Raw genomic sequence first — 18,599 nt, forward strand, 5'->3', positions numbered from 1 at the left:
ATCAGTCAAAGTATCCTTTTGCAGCAAGGAGTTCAGCAAGGAGGACACCGCCGCCTGCTGCACCTCTCAGTGTATTGTGTGAGAGGCATACGAACTTGTAATCATACTGTGTATCCTCTCTGAGACGTCCTGTTGATACAGCCATACCGCCCTCAAGGTTTCTGTCAAGCTTTGCCTGGGGACGATCGTCCTCCTCGAAGTAGTGTATGAACTGCTTGGGAGCGCTGGGGAGCTCAAGCTCCTGAGGAACGCCCTTGAAGTCCTTCCAGAGCTGGAGGATCTCCTCCTTGGAGGGCTTGTTCTCAAAGCTTACGAATACAGCGGCTGTGTGTCCGTCAGATACGGGAACGCGAAGACACTGTGTTGTGATGTTGGGAGCTGTTGCCTTTACGATCTCATTACCCTTGATCTCGCCCCATACCTTCAGAGGCTCCTGCTCGGACTTCTCCTCCTCGCCGCCGATGTAGGGAATGAGGTTATCCACCATCTCGGGCCATGTCTCGAAGTTCTTGCCTGCGCCTGAGATAGCCTGATAAGTACAAGCCAGAACGTTCTTGAGACCGAACTTTCTCAGGGGGTGGAGTGCGGGAACATAGCTCTGGATAGAGCAGTTGGACTTGACTGCGATGAAGCCTCTCTTTGTACCGAGACGCTCTCTCTGAGCCTTGATGATCTCGATGTGGTCGGGATTTATCTCCGGAACTACCATGGGAACGTCGGGAGTAAATCTGTGTGCGGAGTTATTGGAAACGATGGGGCATTCTGCCTTGGCATAAGCCTCCTCCAGAGCCTTTATCTCGTCCTTCTTCATATCAACTGCGCAGAAGCAGAAATCCACCATGCCTGCGATCTTCTCGATGTCGGATGTAGCGTCCATGAGGACCATATCCTTCATTGCTGCGGGCATGGGCACTGCCATCTTCCAGCGGCTGCCTGCTGCCTGCTCATAAGTCTGACCTGCGCTTCTGGGTGAAGCTGCAAGCACCTTCACATTGAACCAGGGGTGGTTCTCCAGCAGTGTTGCGAAACGCTGTCCTACCATACCCGTTGCGCCTATAATACCTACGTTGTACTGTTTCATATTGACCTCTCCTTGATAAAAATTTACAAAAAATAATAAAAACCGGTTGCAAACCGGCTCATCATGCGTTATAATAGAAATGTTGACATATTAAATGAACATATGCCGATAGCTCTCCATCACACACGATGACAGCTGCATACCTGTTTGACATACAGCCAGAGCTGAATTTACCAAAGACAGCTCTTCGGCGGCATTGCCTTTCGCTGTCCACCATCGGACGGGTCGTCCCGTGAACAGGTACTTTTCGCAGCCGCGCCTCTACCTTGTTTACATAATAGCACTTTAAAGATACGTTGTCAACAGTTTTTCGTGATTTTACAAAAAATTATTTTTCACAGAAAGAGGTGTCATATGAGCATTTTTACCCATATTGAAGCTTCACTTTCGGGTCTGAGGGACGAAAAATACGCTTTATCCCAGAAAAAGATCATTCCCGAGCCGGAAGCAAGCCGCTTTCTGGGAGTCCGCACCCCCGACCTGCGCAGGCTGGCTAAGGAGCTGCGTAAACGTGAGGATACAGGCGATTTTCTGTCGGCTCTGCCCCATAGCAGCTTCGAGGAGAACCAGCTCCACGCCTTCATGATCGCCGATGAAAAGGACTTTTCAAAATGCCTGGCGCAGACCGAGGCTTTCCTGCCGTACATCGACAACTGGGCGACCTGTGACCAGTTCTCACCCAAGGTGTTCGCAAAGCACCGTGATGAGCTGCTGCCCTGCATACGCCGCTGGATAGCTTCCGACCGCACATATACGGTCAGATTCGGCATCTGTATGCTCATGAAGCACTTCCTTGGGGACAGCTTCAAAAAGGAATACGCTGATATGGCAGCAGAGCTGCGCTCCGGAGAATACTACATAAATATGGTGAGAGCCTGGTACTTCGCCACTGCCCTCGCCTCCAACTATACCGATGTACTTCCCTATATCGAGGAAAAGCGCCTTGATGTATGGACTCACAATAAAACGATACAGAAGGCTGTGGAGAGCTTCCGCATAACCGGGGAGCAGAAGCAGTACCTCCGTACTCTGAGAATAAAAGGAGAATGAAATTGGAACTTCTCAAATCCGACTTCTATTATGAGCTTCCCGAGGAGCTCATCGCACAGACTCCCATTGAGCCGCGAAACGCCTCACGCATGATGTGCGTTGACCGCGCTACGGGAGCCATTACCCACGACCACTTCTATAATCTATGCGACCACCTGAAGGAAGGTGACCTGCTGGTCATGAACGACTCCCGTGTTATCCCCGCAAGGCTCTACGGCGAGAAGATAACCAACGGGACCTTCATCGAATTCCTGCTTCTGGAGCAGAAGGGGGACAAGCTCTGGGAGATAATCTGCCGTCCCGGCAAGAAAGCCAAGGTGGGAACGGAGTTCTCATTCGGCGGCGGAAGACTCACCGCAAAGGTAGTTGAGGTAAAGGACGACGGCAACCGTATCGTGCAGTTCCGGTGCGATGGCAACTTCTTCACCGCCCTTGAGGACGTGGGACAGATGCCCCTTCCTCCTTATATAAAGGAGAAGCTGGAGAACCGCGAGCGCTATCAGACGGTCTACTCAAAGGAGCTGGGCTCCGCTGCGGCTCCCACGGCAGGTCTGCACTTCACTCCCGAAATGCTGGACGATCTGCGGTCAAGGGGTATAAAGACCGCCTTCGTCACCCTTCATGTGGGACTGGGTACCTTCCGTCCCGTAAAGGAGGACAACGTCCTCGATCACAAAATGCACAGCGAACATTACTTCCTGCCGCAGGAGACTGCCGATCTCATCAACGAGACCAAGCGCAGCGGCGGCAGAGTCATCGCAGTGGGCACCACCACCTGCCGCACACTGGAAAGTGTGGCGACCTTCTATAAGGATATTTCCGAGCATGAGGGGTACACGGATATATTCATCTATCCTTCCTATGAATTCAAGTGCATAGACGGACTTATCACAAACTTTCATCTTCCCGAAAGCACACTGATAATGCTTGTCTCTGCCTTCATGGGATACGATAATACCATGAATGCCTACAGGACCGCAGTCAGGGAGCGCTACCGCTTCTTCAGCTTCGGCGACAGTATGTGCATTCTCTGAGCAAGCATCATATAGGAACGAGGGGAACAAATGAATACTGATATTTCCGATTTTTTCGTCAGCTACGCAGAGACAGAGGATTTTCCGCTGGTAATGTGCGATCTTGACTACAGGATCGTATATGTGAACCCTGCCGCAGCCAGCGAATATGACAGCTACGGCGGCAGCTGCCTTGTGGGGAGATCTCTCATCGCCTTTATGGATGAGGAGGCTAAGAGCAAGGTGGATATGGTCATAGAGTGGTTCAAGGAGGACAGAGAGCATAACTGCCTTCTTGCAGTTCAGGACAACCGCTCCGATAAGGACATATATATGTGCGCACTGAGAGACAAAAACGGAGAGCTTATAGGCTTTTGCAGCAAACACAGATCCCGCATATTGGACACCGCAGAGCCCTATACAACTATTGACTGACTAAGGAGAAAAACAATGACAGAATTTGATCTTACTGACTTTTTTAAGGGGATCGTCGATTCGGAGGAGGGACCGATCGTCATCTGCAACATTGATTACAGGATAATCTACCTCAACCCTGCCGCTATGGATTACTACAAATCGGGACATGAAATGCAGGGCAAGCTACTTGAGACCTTCATGAACGAAGAACTCATGAGCATGGTGTGTATGTCCGTGGAATGGTTCAAGGAGAGCAAGAACAACAACCGCGTCTTTGCTTTCCATGACAACAAAAAGAACCTGGATATGTATATACTCGCCATAAGGAACAGCAGCGGAGACCTCATCGGCTTCTACGGCCGTGAGGAGAGCAGGACTCCCGACCAGAGCCGTCCCTTCGACCTTGACTGACAAGGGAGCGCCGGTGAAGGCGCCGAAAGACAGACGGGCAATAAAAATATAAAGGAGAAGCTATGTTCAAACTTCTTAAAACCGATAACAAGGCGCGCCGCGGTACCTTTGAGACCGTTCACGGCACCTTCCAGACCCCCTGCTTCATGAATGTGGGCACTGCCGCCGCCATAAAGGGCGGTATCTCATCAGTTGACCTGAAGGGGCTCAAGACCCAGGTGGAGCTGTGCAATACCTACCACCTGCACCTCCGTCCGGGAGACCATGTGGTGAAGCAGATGGGCGGACTCCACAAGTTCATGAACTGGGATAAGCCCATACTCACAGACAGCGGCGGATTTCAGGTGTTCTCGCTGGCTCAGCTGAGAAAGATAAAGGAGGAGGGCGTATATTTCGCCTCCCACATCGACGGTCACCGCATCTTCATGGGTCCCGAGGAGAGTATGCAGATACAGTCAAATCTGGGCTCTACCATTGCCATGGCGTTTGACGAATGTATCGAAAATCCCTCGCCCTACAAATACGTGGCTGCTTCTATCGAGCGCACCACACGCTGGCTCATACGCTGCAAGGAGGAGATGACAAGGCTCAACAGCCTTCCCGAAACCATAAACAAACAGCAGCTCCTTTTCGGCATAAATCAGGGCTCTACCTTCGATGACCTCCGCATAAAGCACATGGAGGACATCGCAAAGCTGGACCTTGACGGCTATGCTATCGGCGGTCTCGCAGTTGGCGAGGCTACAGAGGAGATGTACCGCATAATCGACGTTGTTGAGCCCTATATGCCGGTGGAGAAGCCCCGCTACCTCATGGGCGTGGGAACTCCCTCAAATATTATCGAAGCCGTGGCAAGAGGCGTGGATATGTTCGACTGCGTAATGCCCAGCCGAAACGCCCGTCACGCTACCGTGTTCACCTGGAGCGGCATCATGCACCTGAACAACAAGTGCTATGAGACCGACCCCCGCCCCGTGGACGAGCAGTGCGACTGCCCCACCTGCAAAAACTTCACCAGAGCCTATATCCGCCACCTTTTCAAGGCGAATGAGCAGCTGGCAGGCAGGCTTGCGGTGCAGCACAACCTCTATTTCTACAATACCCTTACAGAAAAAATAAGAGAAGCCATCGACGAGGACCGCTTTGAGCAGTTCCGCGGCAAATATTCGCAGCTTCTTGCGACAAGAATATGATTTTACGGAGTTTTTATGAGTACTTTTCTGTTTGTTCTAATGTTTGCGGCATCGGTTTCTGTGACCGCAGTTTCACTTCATGAGATAAAAAGCGACCTTGCCGGAAAGGAGCACAGCGACAAAAAGCTGAAAAATATCCGCGCCCTTTCAAGGGGAGCCGCTGTTCTTCTGGCATTCATCGCCGCCGCTGAAGCCCTGGGAATAATACGTCCCCGGGTGTATCAGGGAGCATTCATGCTCCTGGGCGCTGCGGCAGGGCTCTCCATGCTGGTCTGTACCGTCAACAAGAAGCGCAGATACCATTCTGCCGCCGCTCTTGTAAAGGCTCTGCTCATTGCGGCAGTTCTTGAGGTCACTGTATTCAATATCCCCACATACCGCCTCTTTTTCGGAAGCTACGGTCAGATGGACTTCTCCCCTGCGGAGTGTGCCCGGAACAGCGACGTCCGCCTGGACGATGACGGCACCACCATCACCGTAAGGGGCGACCGCTCCGCTATATTCTCCTTTGAGGGCATAGACGAGGAAGTGGCTGATGTTTACGTGGATATCGGCTTCGACAACGATGCCAAGGCTGCGGACGTCATCATTGACGCCATGGACGAGACAACGCCCCATGACTACAGATATGCCGTGGCGGAAAATACTCTCGTAAAGAACAGGGAGCACACCCATTTCACTCAGCTCCACCTTTCGGGCAGCCTCAGCGATCTCAGGCTCACCCTTACTCCCCAGGACGGCAAAACCGTTTACATCTACGGTATCAGCTTCAACAGGCAGATAGCCATGGACATCTCATGGATAAGAGTAGTCCTCCTGGTATTCGGCATGACCTTCTGGCACCTTATGCTCCACAGCAAGGCAATGCAGCAGGGCTATTCCAAGAAGAAGAATATGTGCCGCACGGCTGCTATCATCATCACCGACCTCGCCTGTCTGGCAGCTATACTCGTTACCTTCACCAAGCTGGACAACTACTCCATCACCGATATAATGAAGTGCCGTGAGGGCAATCAGATGACACAGGAGCTGGTGGACGCCTTTGAAAACGGCAGCACAAGCCTCCTTGATGTGCCCAATGACAAGCTCAATAACGCTCCCAACCCCTATGTCACCGATACTCTCAACAGGGACGAGATAGAATACAGCTGGGACCACGTTTACTTTGACGGTCACTACTACAGCTACTACGGTATCGCGCCCGTTGTGCTGGTATTCCTCCCCTATCACCTGCTGACAGGCTATTACTTCCCCGACTCAATGGCGGTAATGCTCTTCGCACTCATAGGAATACTGGGTCTCACCAAGCTCTATATGGAGTTCATAAAGAAGTTCTTCCCCAAGGCTCCCGCAGGCTTCGTGATCTCGGGACTTATCATCATACAGGTCATAAGCGGTATCTGGTTCAGTATCGGAAGGCCCATGTTCTATGAGATAGCGCTCTCCGCAGGCTTTGCGGTGCTGACCTGGGCGGTGTACTTCTTCCTCTCCGCAAACATAATCGGCGACAAGAAGATCTCTCTCCCCAGAACTGCCATCGCTTCCACCCTTTTCGCAGTTGCCGTGCTCAGCAGACCTACTCTGGTTCTGTACTGCATAGCTGCGGCGGTCTTCCTGCTCATGGCTCTTCCCAGAGCAGCTTCGGAAAGCACAAAGAAGGGCGGCAGCAAGGTGCTCAACGCCGCAGGTATAAGATACCTGCTCTGCGCTCTGCTTCCCATGGTCTGCATAGGACTTGTCCAGATGTGGTACAACTACGACCGCTTCGGAAATCCCTTTGAGTTCGGAATACAGTACTCACTCACCATCAACGACTTCACAAAGACACAGTTCCATCCCCGTCTGTCACTGGTGGCGATATACAACTACTTCTTCAATCCGCCCATATTCATTCCCGGCTATCCCGGCGTAAGGACGGAATTCCAGTACCTCAACAGCGGCGGCTACTTCTACGCCGATGTGATCTGCACATACAATACCTCGGGAATATTCTTCCTGGCACTGCCCATGTTCGCTTACCTCCTCTCGGGCAGGGCTCTCAGACAGATAAAGGGCAGAAAGAACAAGCTCAGGACCGCTGTCTATGTGGGAGTTCCCTGTGTGCTCATACCCTTTGTGATAGTGGCTTCCGTCTGGGAAAGCGGCTATGCGGCAAGATATATGACCGATATAGCCTGGCAGTCCCTTCTCGGCGCACTTGCCATATTCTTCTTCCTCTACAGCAGGCTTACCGACCCCACAAAGAAAAAGCTGGCACAGGGCTTTATGTGGTTCGCAGTCATGTGGGCTCTCGTTGTGGCAGGAACTCAGGAATTCAACGCTATGTTCAGATACGACGAGTTCGGAAGGGAGTTCCCCGAGTGGGCTTCCGAGATACAGCGTCTCTTCGCCTTCTGGACATGATGACCTTACGCCTCAGCCTCTGGTCTGTGCAGGGGCTGACGGTCCATTAAAAATATGTATTATATCTATATCTTAAAATGCGAGGGAGACCTGCTTTACACGGGCATCACCACCGATGTCAGCCGACGTATGGACGAGCATTTCGGCAGGACCGAAAAATGTGCCCGTTTCACCCGTTCACACAAAGCAGTCGCCCTCGAAGCTTTATGGAGCTGCGAAAACCGCAGCACAGCCTCAAAGCTGGAATACAGGATAAAACAGCTGTCAAAGCCTCAGAAGCTGGCGCTCATCGCGGACAACAGCATTTTTCCGAAGCTTTTCGGCAGCGATATGGCGGAGCTCTACCGCCGTGAGTCTATCTGATAAGGAGTCACTATGTACGAAAACAAAACGGAAGACCTTCCCGTAAAAGCCGTCCTCGCCTGCGTGGACACGGGAGAATTCGACGCGGAGGTCTCTATAAACGAGCTGGCGGAGCTGGCTGATACGGCAAACGCCGAAGTGGTGGGAACTATCATACAAAAGCGTCCCGCCTATGACCCTGCCACCTGCATGGGCGCAGGCAGGCTTGAGGAGCTGAAGGAGCAGCTGGAAGCCCTTGAGGCTGAGCTGGTCATCTTCGACCACGAGCTGACAGGCGTTCAGGTGCGAAATATCGAGCAGATACTGGACGTCCGCGTCATCGACAGGACCACACTGATACTTGACATCTTCGCTCAGCGCGCAAGGACAAAGGAGGGCAAGCTACAGGTCGAGCTGGCTCAGCAGAAATACCGTCTCCCCCGCCTTACGGGCATGGGCACGGCTCTGTCACGACTGGGCGGCGGTATCGGCACAAGAGGTCCCGGCGAGACCAAGCTGGAGACCGATAAGAGACATATCCGCAAGCGTATAAGCTACCTCGAAGCGGAGCTGGAGGAGCTGAAAAAGCACAGAAGCTTCTCACGCTCACGCCGCAAAAAGGACGGCGTCCTCTGCGCGGCTATCGTGGGCTACACAAACGTGGGCAAGTCCACACTCCTCAACGCCCTCACTGACGCAGGTGTACTTGCGGAAAACAAGCTCTTTGCCACGCTGGATATAACCTCCCGCGCCATCGAGCTCCCCGACGGAAGGTGCGTCATGCTGGTGGACACAGTCGGTCTTATAAGGCGGCTCCCCCACAATCTGGTAGAGGCGTTCAAGTCCACACTGGAGGAGGCTGCGGCGGCAGATCTTATCCTCAACGTGCAGGACCTCTCCTCCCCCGAGATAAAGGAGCAGGCGGAGGTCACAGACAAGCTGCTGACGGAGCTGGGCTGTGAGGGTATCCCCCGTATCTATGTCATGAACAAGGCGGACGCCGCGCCCTTTACGGATACGGTCTTCGAGGACGACAACACTGTTATGATAAGCGCAAAGGAGCGCACAGGCTTCGACAGGCTGCTGGAATGTATAGTCAAAAACCTGCCCGAGACTGCCAGACGCATGAAGCTCCTCGTTCCATACGACAAGGGAGCATTCATCGGCAGGATACGTCAGGAGGGCAAGATATTCTCCGAGGAGTACGCCGAGAACGGCACTCTGCTGGACGCCCTTGTGGACATCAAGCTGGTCAAAGAGGCAGAGAATTACTCCGTCTGAGCCGGTTTCAGCGAAAATGCGTTGACATCGGCTTTTAAAAGCGATATAATCTAAGTAAGCATACAAATCATAATTTATCGTAATACCTTGCGGCAACTATGAATGGGATTCCAAAGGGACTGTGTTCCTTTGGCAGAGTCCAGAGGCAGCGCCTCTGGCGGGGGTCAAGGGGCAGAGCCCCTTATTACGTCAGGCGCCTCGCAAGGGGTGAATCCAAAAACAGTCCGGTGGACTGTTTTTGGAGAGGGGACGCCTTGTAAGAGAAGGCGTCCCCTGGTTGAGCGGATGATAGTCGCCACTATAATACGAATTTTGTGGGACGTCGAGTGACTCCCTACGGTGTAGGGAGATGTCAGCAAAGCTGACAGAGGGTACGTGCAGCTGTTAGCTGCGCCGTCCCCTACATAATGCTAAATTTTGATTTACAAGAAAGGATAACCAATGAACAGTAAGATAAATGAATTATACGGATTCAATGAAAAGCTCTCGGAGCTTGCCGCTCAGGCTGAGAAAAACTGCGCGGAAGCCTTCGCAAAAATAGACGCAAACGCCGAATACTGCGGCGCTAAGGTTCTCAAAGCCTTCTCCGACAACAAGGTCAGCGAGCCCTGCTTCTACGGCTCAACAGGCTACGGCTACGGAGATATGGGACGTGAGGTCATCGACAAGGTCTTCGCTCAGGCTCTCGGCGCTGAGGACGCTCTGGTGCGTTTCAACTTCGTTTCGGGCACCCACGCCCTGTCTGTCGCCCTTTTCGGAGTCCTCAGAACAGGCGACAAGATAGTTTCTATCACAGGCAAACCCTATGACACCCTTGAGGAGGTCATAGGCATAAGCGGCGAAAAAGGAAACGGCTCACTTATGGACTACGGCGTGGAATACGGTCAGGTAGACCTCAACCCGGACGGCACCCCCGACCTCGATGGCATCACCGAAGCTGTAAAGGGCGCAAAGGTGGCTTATATCCAGCGCTCCAGAGGCTATTCCCTCCGCGGAGCCTTCACCATCGCCGATATTGAGAAGATGATAAAGGCTGCCAAAAAGGGCAACCCTGACGTTATTATCATGGTGGACAACTGCTACGGCGAGTTCGTTGAGGACAGAGAACCTACTGCTGTAGGCGCCGACGTCATCATCGGCTCACTCATCAAGAACGCAGGCGGCGGCATCGCCCGAACAGGAGGATATATCGCAGGCAGAGTCGACCTGGTGGAGCTTTGTTCCTATCGTCTCACCTGCGTGGGCATGGGCAAGGAAGTAGGCTGCACTCTCGGTATGAACCGCGAGATGCTCCTGGGCATATTCTTCGCTCCCGACGTAGTTGCCAACGCCATCAGGACCTGCACCTTTGCCAGCGAGCTGTTCACACTCCTGGGCTTTGAGTGTTCTCCGCGCAAGGACGAGCCCAGAGGCGACATCATCACCGCCGTAAAGCTGGGCGACGAGGAGCACCTCTGCGCTTTCTGCCGCGGCATTCAGAAGGGTGCTCCCGTGGACTCCTTCGTAACTCCCGAGCCCTGGGATATGCCGGGCTATTCAAGCCAGGTCATCATGGCTGCAGGTGCCTTCACCAACGGTGCATCTATTGAGCTCTCCGCAGACGCTCCACTCCGCGAACCCTATGCTGTATGGATGCAGGGCGGCATTACCTACACCAGCGGCAAACTGGGCGTGATGCTGGCGGCACAGGAAATGCTCTCGGAAGGACTCATAAATATATAAAAACATAAAAATTACAATGAGGAGGTAATCACTATGCCATTCATCAACGTCAAGACCAATGTTTCTGTTTCAAACGAGCAGAAAACAAGTATCAAATCCGCTCTGGGCAGAGCTATCACCGCTATCCCCGGAAAGTCCGAGGGCTGGCTCATGGTGGGCATCGAGCCCGAGTACGACCTGTGGTTCAAGGGAGAAGATACTCCCGCCGCTATGGTGGAGGTTTCCATCTTCGGAAGCGCTTCTTCAAACGCGCTGACCACTCTCACAAGCCACATAACAGGCATTATTACCGACAACATAGGCGTTCCGTCCGACCGTATCTACATCAAGTACACGGGTACCAACGACTGGGGCTGGAACGGCTCGAATTTCTGAGGTGACGATCATGAAACTGAGTAAATTTTTCGGAGCCCTCACTGCGGCAGCTCTTTGCGTCTCCGCAAGTGCTCCCGTAATGACAGGCATCAGCGACACCGTCATGACTGCTTCTGCGGAGGAATGGTGCTTTGCAGGAACTACCTGTGACCCCCTCCATGACCCTTCACGGAACGTTCAGGCTGAGGGAGTGGGAAATCCCCTGAACTTCGGCGAAAGGAACACTCCCGCAGACGCATCGGCTGAGGAGATACGCGCTATCAACCACAAAATGACCGTTCAGGAGGTAAAGTACGCTCTCTACAAGGAGATAGACGAGCACTGGGACCTTATCTCAACCCGTCTCGGACAGCCCGAGCGTGAGAAGATGTATGCGCTTTTCCTGGGTCTCGGCTCAAGAGAGTCCACGTTGGGTGAGGGCAAGATAGGCTCAGACCACGAGACTGCATACGAGGACGGCTGGGGCGTAAACTCCGCCCATGCCTACGGCACATTGCAGACCGCAGTTACCGCCTTTGCAGACTGCGACCCCAAGTTCATGCCCGAGGACAACGTCCCCGAGATGTTCCAGTATTCCTTTACCCCGCAGAACTTCTATGACTGTATCATCTCCAACCACATGGGTATCAGAAAGATACTCCACTTTGCGGAGATATGTATGAACGAGCAGGGTATGACCGACTATCAGGTCGTAAGGAACAGCCTCAAGGGCTTCAACACAGGCTGGTGCAATATGGCTGAGGATGACGGCGCCTATGCCACATACGCCGACGAGATCTGCGCAATGGCTCAGTTCTATTACAATGAGGGACACCTCTATGATAACGTTTTCACCTGGACTTCCGCAAACGGCGAGGCTATCAACAAGTACCGCACTCCCGACCGCTGGAAGTGGTGGGGCGATACCAAGCCCAGCATGGCTCCCATAACAGAGAGACCTGTCATCACAGGGACAACAACCACCACTACCACAACTACCACCGCTCCCGAGGTAACAACTACCACGACCTCCGTAAATGAGCCCCCCACACCTATCACAACCACTGTCCCCGGACAGACTCCCATCATCATCTGTGACAAGCTGGATCTGAAGATAGGCGAATCTACCGACATTTCAGTGAAGAACTGCTCAAGCTTCTCAATTGAGGTGGCTAAAAACCCTGACTACGATCTGGAGCTTGATACCGGAGCTTTTGAGACTGTAAAGAACGCCGACGGCTCAGTTACCGTAACGGCAAATCATGAAGGTGCCATCGTATTCGACATAAATGCCGGCGGTATCTATAAGAAGGCGATAATCACAGCGACTCCCGAAGACGCAGAAAACTATGATATTATCAGAAACGTCCGAGTTGAACAAGCCGACGGTAAGTATTACAAGCTGGAAGGACAGGCTATGTATGATTCTACAGCAGATACCTTTTTCTTGTTAAATACAGAAGGTCTTTACTCCAGAACTGATCTCTCTAAAGCTTTTGCAGACGGTTCGACTGTCTCAGGTCTCATAAAGCATAGCAATAGTTCCGTCTACAATACCATAATATGGGCTGCGCTTACGTCCTCCGAGGGCGAGCTCTGTGAGCTGAAGCTGGGCGATACCAACTGTGACGGCAATATCGAGCTGGCAGACGCCATTCTCATCATGCAGAGCCTTGCAAATCCCGATAAATACGGCACAGCAGGCTCCACCGACAAGCACCTTACCGAGCAGGGCAAGGAAAACGGCGACGTGGATAAGTCCACACAGGGACTCACCTCCAATGACGCACTTCTCATTCAGAGATACCTGCTCAAGGAAAGAGTTTCTTTTGACTGCTGATAAAAAATCCCCGAAGCTTAAGGGCTATGCTTATATAGAAGTTTACGCGTAATTATGGGGGTAAAACCTTTCTGAGGAAAGGTTCTTTCCCCCATACCCCCTTTTCCAAAGACTTTTGGCTGGTTTTTATCAGGACAGGGCGCCTTAAATATAATAAAAAGGCATATATTATCAAGCGCCCTGTCCTGATAAAAACGAAACAGAGTCCTCAGAAAAAGAATAAAGGGAAGCACTTCTCTCAAAGAGCTTCCCTCAATATCACCCGTAAACCTTCTGTACGAGCGTCGCCTTTATCACTTCGGGGATATTTTTTTACACTTTCTGCATGAGGGCTACTGCGTGGGCGGACATTCCCAGCTTTTCGCCTGTGAAGCCGAGGTGCTCCTCGGTAGTAGCCTTGACGCTTATCTGCGACACATCACAGCCGCATACCGCTGCGATATTCTCCCTCATTTTCATTATATGGGGAGCAAGCTTCGGTGCCTGAGCGATGACAGTTGCGTCGATGTTGCCTATCTCCCAGCCCTCGGCTCTTATCCTGCGGCATACCTCAGCCATGAGCTTCATGCTGTCGGCGCCCTTGAAGCTGTCATCGTTGTCGGGGAAAAGGTGACCGATGTCCCCCATTGCCAGGGCTCCAAGCATGGCGTCCATTATGGCGTGAGCCAGCACATCTGCGTCGGAATGTCCAAGAAGACCTGTCTCGTGGGGAATGTCAACTCCGCCGAGAATGAGCTTTCTGCCCTCCACCAGCTTGTGTACGTCGTAACCGTGACCTATTCTGAACATATTATTCTCCTTTCGGGGATATTGCTATTTCTTCGCCGTGGCAAGAGCCGCTTCTTTAGTGCCCTTGTCGGACTTTCCGAAAAGCAGCTTCAGCACTACCGGCGTTACTATGCTTGAAACTATGATGAGAAGTATTACTGCGGTAAAGTAGGAGGAGTCGATTATGCCCAGACCCAGTCCCTTGTTGGTTATGATGAGGGCGACCTCTCCTCTGGTCATCATGCCGGCACCTATCTTGAGACAGTCTATCCAGCTGTACTTAAAGCATCTGGCCACCAGTCCGCAGCCGATGACCTTGCTGAGCATTGCCACGATAACAAAGCCTATTGAGAACACTATCATGCTTGAGTCAACATTGCTGAAATCCGTTTTCAGTCCGATGCTGACAAAGAATACAGGCGCAAAGAACATATAGCCGTTTATGCTTATGCGGCGGTCTATGTACTCGGCGTCGCGGACGTTGCAGAGGATTATTCCCGCGATATAAGCTCCCGTTATGTCGGCAATGCCGAAGTATTTCTCAGCAACGAATGCCATGATGAAGCAGAGCGTGATTGCGATTATGGGGATACGCCTTGTGTGAACGTGTCTGTCATCGTAGAACTTGAACGCCTTGTAGATGATTATTCCCAGTACCAGCGAAAGCACCAGGAAAAGCAGTATCTTTCCTGTTACCAGAAGGGTGTTGCTGTCGGGGTCCTTGAATCCCAGGACGAAGGTCAGCACGATGATACCGATAACGTCGTCGATGATAGCGGCGCTGAGTATGGTCTGTCCCACGCGGGTCTTGAGCTTGCCCATCTCCTTGAGCACCTCAACGGTGATACCTACTGAGGTAGCCGTCATGATACTGCCGATGAACACAGCCTTGAAAAACTCATCGGTGCCAAAGGCTGAGAAGCCGTAAATGCACATATACAGCAGACTTCCTCCGACCAGCGGCACAAGCACTCCCACACAGGCTATGAGAAACGCCGCAAAGCCGGATTTTTTCAGCTCCTGCAGATTAGTCTCAAGTCCAGCGGAAAACATGATGAGTATAACGCCTATCTCCGCCATCTGCGCCACGAAATCGTTTGGCGTTACCCAGTTCAGGAGACAGGGACCGATGATAAGACCTGCGATTATCTCACCCACTACCATGGGAGCCCTGCACTTTCTGGCAAGAAGTCCCGCACCCTTGGCGCATATGAAGATAATGGCAAGGTCTCTGAGAATACTATAGGTTTCCATTCATATACATATCCTTTCGCAAATAAAGGGAGCATCATTGCTCCCGTATATACTTATTATACTATGTAGCTTGTCAGTTGTCAACTTTTATACAGATAATACTGCGATTTTTCATCATCAAGGAAAAACAGCTTGCTGACAGCGAGAATATTCTTGACAATCCTGCCTCTGAGTGATATAATTATATATAATTTCGCAAAAAGAATTACATAAAATATCAAAAAGGAATTGACACATAAGCCATGGTTTGTCAGAAGTTCAACAGAAAGGGCAAAGTTGTGTAAACTCGCAGAATAATGGTAAGCAAGGCACATTATTCTTTTAAGAGCATAGTGTGCCTTTTGTTTTTTTAAGGAGGATATGTAAATGAAAAAGAGTGTATTTTTACTATGTATTGCAGCTATTATGCTTACGGGCTGTGGTGGAAACAAGGATAACGCCGCAAAAAAAGAAAGCAATACAGGAAGCACAGAGACTACTGCTGCAAATATTACCGAAGCTGTTGAGGAGAACTCCAATGTGATCGAAGAACTATACATTGGAATGCCAAAATCAGAAGCAGAAGAAGTTGTAAAAAAATATTCATTTGACTTCTACGATGATTCCGAAGATTCTTCAACTGAGTACGGGTATGTTGCGTATATCTCTAAATCAGATTCCCCTGAATCGATAGGATTAACAGACAAGTTCTATGATGAAGAGGACAGAGGACACGTTCTGTTTATGTCTTTTAACAACGATGAGCTTCTATGTGAATATACACTCAACGTTGATACAACCCCCCCGGACGGAACAGAGAACAGAGATGATGAGGGCATGAAAAGTGTATTCCGCGAATGGGGAAATATCCTTGATAAAGTATATGGTCCCGGCGAGGAAATAGACTCTCCATCAGGATTTGGCGTATTTCTTGAAAAAGACTGGAAAGATAAAAATGATGAAATTGTCATTAAACTTTCATGCGGCTTTCAAACTTCTTCTATGAACACTTCGAGGATAAAAGTAGGAAGTAATAAAACAGATCAGCCTCTTATGGAAATTGAACGTATTAAGTGATCAAAAAATAAGAGAAAGCACCTGTCTCGTAAGGCAGGTGCTCTTTTTATAAAAAGGCGGAAGAGATTTTTGCCAAAACGCTTGACAAGCCCTTTTTGAAATGGTATAATATTTGAGTATCGTGTGTAAACCGATACTATTATTATCCTTGCCCGCAGTAAGTTGCCGGGCATGATCCCAGAAGGAGGTGTGCTAAATGGCAAAGGTATCCGCTAAGTATGAAGTAATGGTTGTTTTCAGCCTCAAGAACGGCGAGGAGCCTATGAAGGCTCTCGTAGAGAAGTTCAAGGAGAGAATCGAGCGTCACGCCGAAGCTGTTGAAGTCAACGAGGATTGGGGTAAGCGCAAGCTTGCATATCCTATCGAGGACGAGACAGAGGGCTACTATGTGATCTACACATTCCAGTCACAGCCCGATTATCCCGCTGATCTTTCAAGACGTCTCAACATCACAGACGGCGTTCTTCGTTCACTCGTTACAGTTGTTGAATAATTCTACTTCATTTATCAGGAGGCGGTCAGATGAATAAGGTTATTTTAGTCGGCAGACTTACTGCTGATCCCGAGCTGAGACAGACTCAGAGCGGTGTTGCTTCATGCAGATTTACTGTTGCTGTAGACAGGCGCTTCGCCGATAAGACTACAGGCGAGAGACAGGCTGATTTCATCAGCTGCACAGCATGGAGACAGACAGCCGAGTTCGTGTCACGTTATTTCAATAAGGGCAAGCTCATCGCTATTGAGGGCTCTCTCAGAAATAACAACTATCAGGACAGGAATCACCCCGATGTTACTCACTACACCATGGACGTGCAGGTGGATAACGTTGAATTCGTGGGCGGCAAGGGCGATAACGGCGGCAATGGCGGCGGTTATCAGAACGGCGGAGGCTACGGCGCTCCCCAGAACAATTACAATAACAATTATTCCGCTCCTCCTCAGCAGGCAGCTCCTCAGCAGCCCGCTGCAAATGACAGTATGTCTTACGGCAACCTCAGCGATTTTGAGGAGATTCTCAGCGACGGCGACGTTCCGTTCTGAGATCGTTAACTTTACTTTATTACGATAGGAGGAAAAGTCATGGAAAAGGAAAGAAATTCCCGTCCCTCGAAGAAGCCCCGCAAGAAGGTTTGTATGTTCTGTGCTGACAGAATCGAGAAGATCGACTATAAGGATCTCGCTAAGCTCAGAAAGTGCATGACCGAGAGAGCTAAGATTCTTCCGAGACGTGTAACAGGCACTTGCGCTTACCATCAGCGTGAGCTCACAGTTGCTATCAAGAGAGCAAGACACATCGCTCTGCTTCCTTATATCAGCGACTAATTCATAAAACTCAAGGGAGGCATTATGCCTCCCTTTTTGCATATCCGTATGTAGCGCTCCTTACGGCATCGTTGAAGGAGCGTGAAAAGGAACTATCTGTCGATATTCTGCACTGCAAGCTCCTCGTCTTTGCGGAAGAGAAGCGATATGCACCAGACTGCCGAAATGGCTACGAGTATATACACCGCACGGCTGATGACGCTGTCTGCGCCTCCGAAGAGCCATGCCACCATGTCAAACTCGAATATACCGACAAGTCCCCAGTTTATTCCTCCGATTATCAGAAGAATAAGAGCTATTTTGTCCCACATATTGAGAACACCTCTTTATTCGGGATTTGTAAGACCGCTGACGACGGATATGCCGCGCTTCAACGGTACATGACTATTATCACCGCAAATATTATGATTATTCATTTTTTAAGGAGAAAATTATGGTACCTGTTATTTCTGCTTCGTTCATATTTGATAAAAAAACATGGATACTCATCGCTGTCATAGCGGTGGCTGTACTTCTGCTCATACTCTATATTTCCGTCCACTTCAGCAAGGGCAAGCGCAAGGGCAGGGCTGCCGAGCGAAAGGTCGCAAAACAGCTGAAGAAAATGGGCAAGGGCGACCATATCCGCATAATCAACAACGCCTACCTCCCCCTCTACAACAAGGCCTGTGAGGTTGACCACCTGGTATTCGGACGCTTCGGCGTTCTCGTAGTCGAGACCAAGGGTATCTCCGGTAAGGTAACAGGCAGCGGCAAGAACCTGACCCACAATATCGGAAGCAAGACCCATAAGTTATATAATCCCCAGCTACAGAACAAGACCCACATCGACAATGTTATCCACCATCTCAAAAAGGGCGGCTTCGATACAACTCCCGTAAACGGAGCAGTTGTATTCACCGCCAAGGATGTGGAGTTCCCCTCGGAGATAGGCATGGACATGAAGGGTCTGGAAAAGTTCTACAAGTCTCTCCCCGATGCAGGCTGCAATCAGGATGTGCTCTACCATTACTTCTCTGATATGCAGGTGAAGAACCCCCTAAAGAAGATGTGGATAAGAACAAGGAAGAAAAACGACTGATAAAAAGGAG

Annotated in this window: 20 protein-coding genes and 1 riboswitch; of the genes, 16 read left to right on the plus strand and 4 right to left on the minus strand. The window is 50.8% G+C overall.

All coding sequences use genetic code 11. The annotated features are described in order from the left end of the window. Window position 1: 1 nt before the first annotated feature. A complete protein-coding gene (asd, locus tag T488_RS0101395; protein ID WP_028519248.1) occupies window positions 2-1,081 on the minus strand; it encodes an aspartate-semialdehyde dehydrogenase in 1,080 nt (359 codons plus the stop codon). A 101-nt stretch (window positions 1,082-1,182) separates the two neighbouring features. Beyond that, window positions 1,183-1,353: riboswitch (Lysine riboswitch) on the minus strand. A gap of 82 nt (window positions 1,354-1,435) precedes the next feature. Here asd and T488_RS0101400 point away from each other — a divergent pair. The 11 genes from T488_RS0101400 to T488_RS20285 all read left to right on the plus strand — a co-directional run bounded on the left by T488_RS0101400 (window position 1,436) and on the right by T488_RS20285 (window position 13,107). Beyond that, on the plus strand, window positions 1,436-2,131 hold the full coding sequence (locus tag T488_RS0101400) for a DNA alkylation repair protein (protein WP_037296659.1): 696 nt from the start codon (window positions 1,436-1,438) through the stop codon (window positions 2,129-2,131). Then, window positions 2,128-3,165 carry a tRNA preQ1(34) S-adenosylmethionine ribosyltransferase-isomerase QueA gene (gene queA / locus T488_RS0101405; RefSeq protein WP_196243249.1) on the plus strand — a complete coding sequence of 346 codons (1,038 nt, stop codon included), beginning with the start codon at window positions 2,128-2,130 and terminating at the stop codon, window positions 3,163-3,165. The genes T488_RS0101400 and queA overlap by 4 nt, the downstream gene beginning before the upstream one ends. 30 nt (window positions 3,166-3,195) lie before the next feature. Next, complete coding sequence (locus T488_RS0101410; RefSeq protein ID WP_028519251.1) at window positions 3,196-3,579, plus strand: PAS domain-containing protein; 384 nt, start codon at window positions 3,196-3,198, stop codon at window positions 3,577-3,579. A gap of 15 nt (window positions 3,580-3,594) precedes the next feature. Continuing rightward, window positions 3,595-3,972: a PAS domain-containing protein gene (locus tag T488_RS0101415; protein WP_028519252.1), complete on the plus strand. Its 378-nt coding sequence runs from the start codon at window positions 3,595-3,597 to the stop codon at window positions 3,970-3,972. A 62-nt stretch (window positions 3,973-4,034) separates the two neighbouring features. Next, window positions 4,035-5,165: a tRNA guanosine(34) transglycosylase Tgt gene (tgt, locus tag T488_RS0101420; protein WP_028519253.1), complete on the plus strand. Its 1,131-nt coding sequence runs from the start codon at window positions 4,035-4,037 to the stop codon at window positions 5,163-5,165. Between the two features lie 60 nt (window positions 5,166-5,225). Continuing rightward, window positions 5,226-7,568 carry a hypothetical protein gene (locus T488_RS0101425; protein ID WP_242838277.1) on the plus strand — a complete coding sequence of 781 codons (2,343 nt, stop codon included), beginning with the start codon at window positions 5,226-5,228 and terminating at the stop codon, window positions 7,566-7,568. Window positions 7,569-7,622: 54 nt separating this feature from the next. Then, the gene (locus tag T488_RS16670) at window positions 7,623-7,931 is read left to right on the plus strand and encodes a GIY-YIG nuclease family protein (protein WP_037296662.1); all 309 of its coding nucleotides are present in this window, start codon (window positions 7,623-7,625) and stop codon (window positions 7,929-7,931) included. A 12-nt stretch (window positions 7,932-7,943) separates the two neighbouring features. Then, entirely contained in the window at window positions 7,944-9,191 is a 1,248-nt protein-coding gene (hflX, locus tag T488_RS0101435) for a GTPase HflX (protein WP_028519255.1), read from the plus strand. A 441-nt stretch (window positions 9,192-9,632) separates the two neighbouring features. Then, window positions 9,633-10,913 carry an aminotransferase class I/II-fold pyridoxal phosphate-dependent enzyme gene (locus tag T488_RS0101440; RefSeq protein ID WP_028519256.1) on the plus strand — a complete coding sequence of 427 codons (1,281 nt, stop codon included), beginning with the start codon at window positions 9,633-9,635 and terminating at the stop codon, window positions 10,911-10,913. Between the two features lie 33 nt (window positions 10,914-10,946). Beyond that, window positions 10,947-11,288: a phenylpyruvate tautomerase MIF-related protein gene (locus tag T488_RS0101445; protein WP_028519257.1), complete on the plus strand. Its 342-nt coding sequence runs from the start codon at window positions 10,947-10,949 to the stop codon at window positions 11,286-11,288. Between the two features lie 10 nt (window positions 11,289-11,298). Beyond that, a complete protein-coding gene (locus T488_RS20285) occupies window positions 11,299-13,107 on the plus strand; it encodes a dockerin type I repeat-containing protein (RefSeq protein WP_028519258.1) in 1,809 nt (602 codons plus the stop codon). 312 nt (window positions 13,108-13,419) lie between these two features. On the opposite strand, the gene ispF is transcribed toward T488_RS20285, so the two are convergent. Next, a complete protein-coding gene (gene ispF / locus T488_RS0101455) occupies window positions 13,420-13,896 on the minus strand; it encodes a 2-C-methyl-D-erythritol 2,4-cyclodiphosphate synthase (protein WP_028519259.1) in 477 nt (158 codons plus the stop codon). 24 nt (window positions 13,897-13,920) lie between these two features. Next, complete coding sequence (locus tag T488_RS0101460) at window positions 13,921-15,129, minus strand: cation:proton antiporter (RefSeq protein WP_028519260.1); 1,209 nt, start codon at window positions 15,127-15,129, stop codon at window positions 13,921-13,923. 366 nt (window positions 15,130-15,495) lie between these two features. Between T488_RS0101460 and T488_RS0101465 the strand changes: the two genes are divergently transcribed. From T488_RS0101465 to rpsR, 4 genes are all read left to right on the plus strand, one after another. Then, entirely contained in the window at window positions 15,496-16,185 is a 690-nt protein-coding gene (locus tag T488_RS0101465) for a hypothetical protein (protein WP_028519261.1), read from the plus strand. A gap of 196 nt (window positions 16,186-16,381) precedes the next feature. Further along, window positions 16,382-16,678 (plus strand): 30S ribosomal protein S6, encoded by a 297-nt coding sequence (gene rpsF / locus T488_RS0101470; protein WP_028519262.1) that lies wholly within the window; start codon window positions 16,382-16,384, stop codon window positions 16,676-16,678. Window positions 16,679-16,707: 29 nt separating this feature from the next. Continuing rightward, entirely contained in the window at window positions 16,708-17,226 is a 519-nt protein-coding gene (locus tag T488_RS0101475) for a single-stranded DNA-binding protein (protein WP_028519263.1), read from the plus strand. A 39-nt stretch (window positions 17,227-17,265) separates the two neighbouring features. Then, on the plus strand, window positions 17,266-17,508 hold the full coding sequence (gene rpsR / locus T488_RS0101480; RefSeq protein ID WP_028519264.1) for a 30S ribosomal protein S18: 243 nt from the start codon (window positions 17,266-17,268) through the stop codon (window positions 17,506-17,508). Between the two features lie 92 nt (window positions 17,509-17,600). On the opposite strand, the gene T488_RS0101485 is transcribed toward rpsR, so the two are convergent. Further along, window positions 17,601-17,819 carry a DUF378 domain-containing protein gene (locus tag T488_RS0101485; RefSeq protein ID WP_028519265.1) on the minus strand — a complete coding sequence of 73 codons (219 nt, stop codon included), beginning with the start codon at window positions 17,817-17,819 and terminating at the stop codon, window positions 17,601-17,603. A 122-nt stretch (window positions 17,820-17,941) separates the two neighbouring features. Here T488_RS0101485 and T488_RS0101490 point away from each other — a divergent pair, with 122 nt between their 5' ends. After that, on the plus strand, window positions 17,942-18,589 hold the full coding sequence (locus T488_RS0101490) for a nuclease-related domain-containing protein (protein WP_028519266.1): 648 nt from the start codon (window positions 17,942-17,944) through the stop codon (window positions 18,587-18,589). Window positions 18,590-18,599 lie beyond the last annotated feature (10 nt).

The organism is Ruminococcus flavefaciens ND2009 (assembly GCF_000621785.1).
In the GTDB taxonomy this organism is placed as follows: domain Bacteria; phylum Bacillota; class Clostridia; order Oscillospirales; family Ruminococcaceae; genus Ruminococcus; species Ruminococcus flavefaciens_C.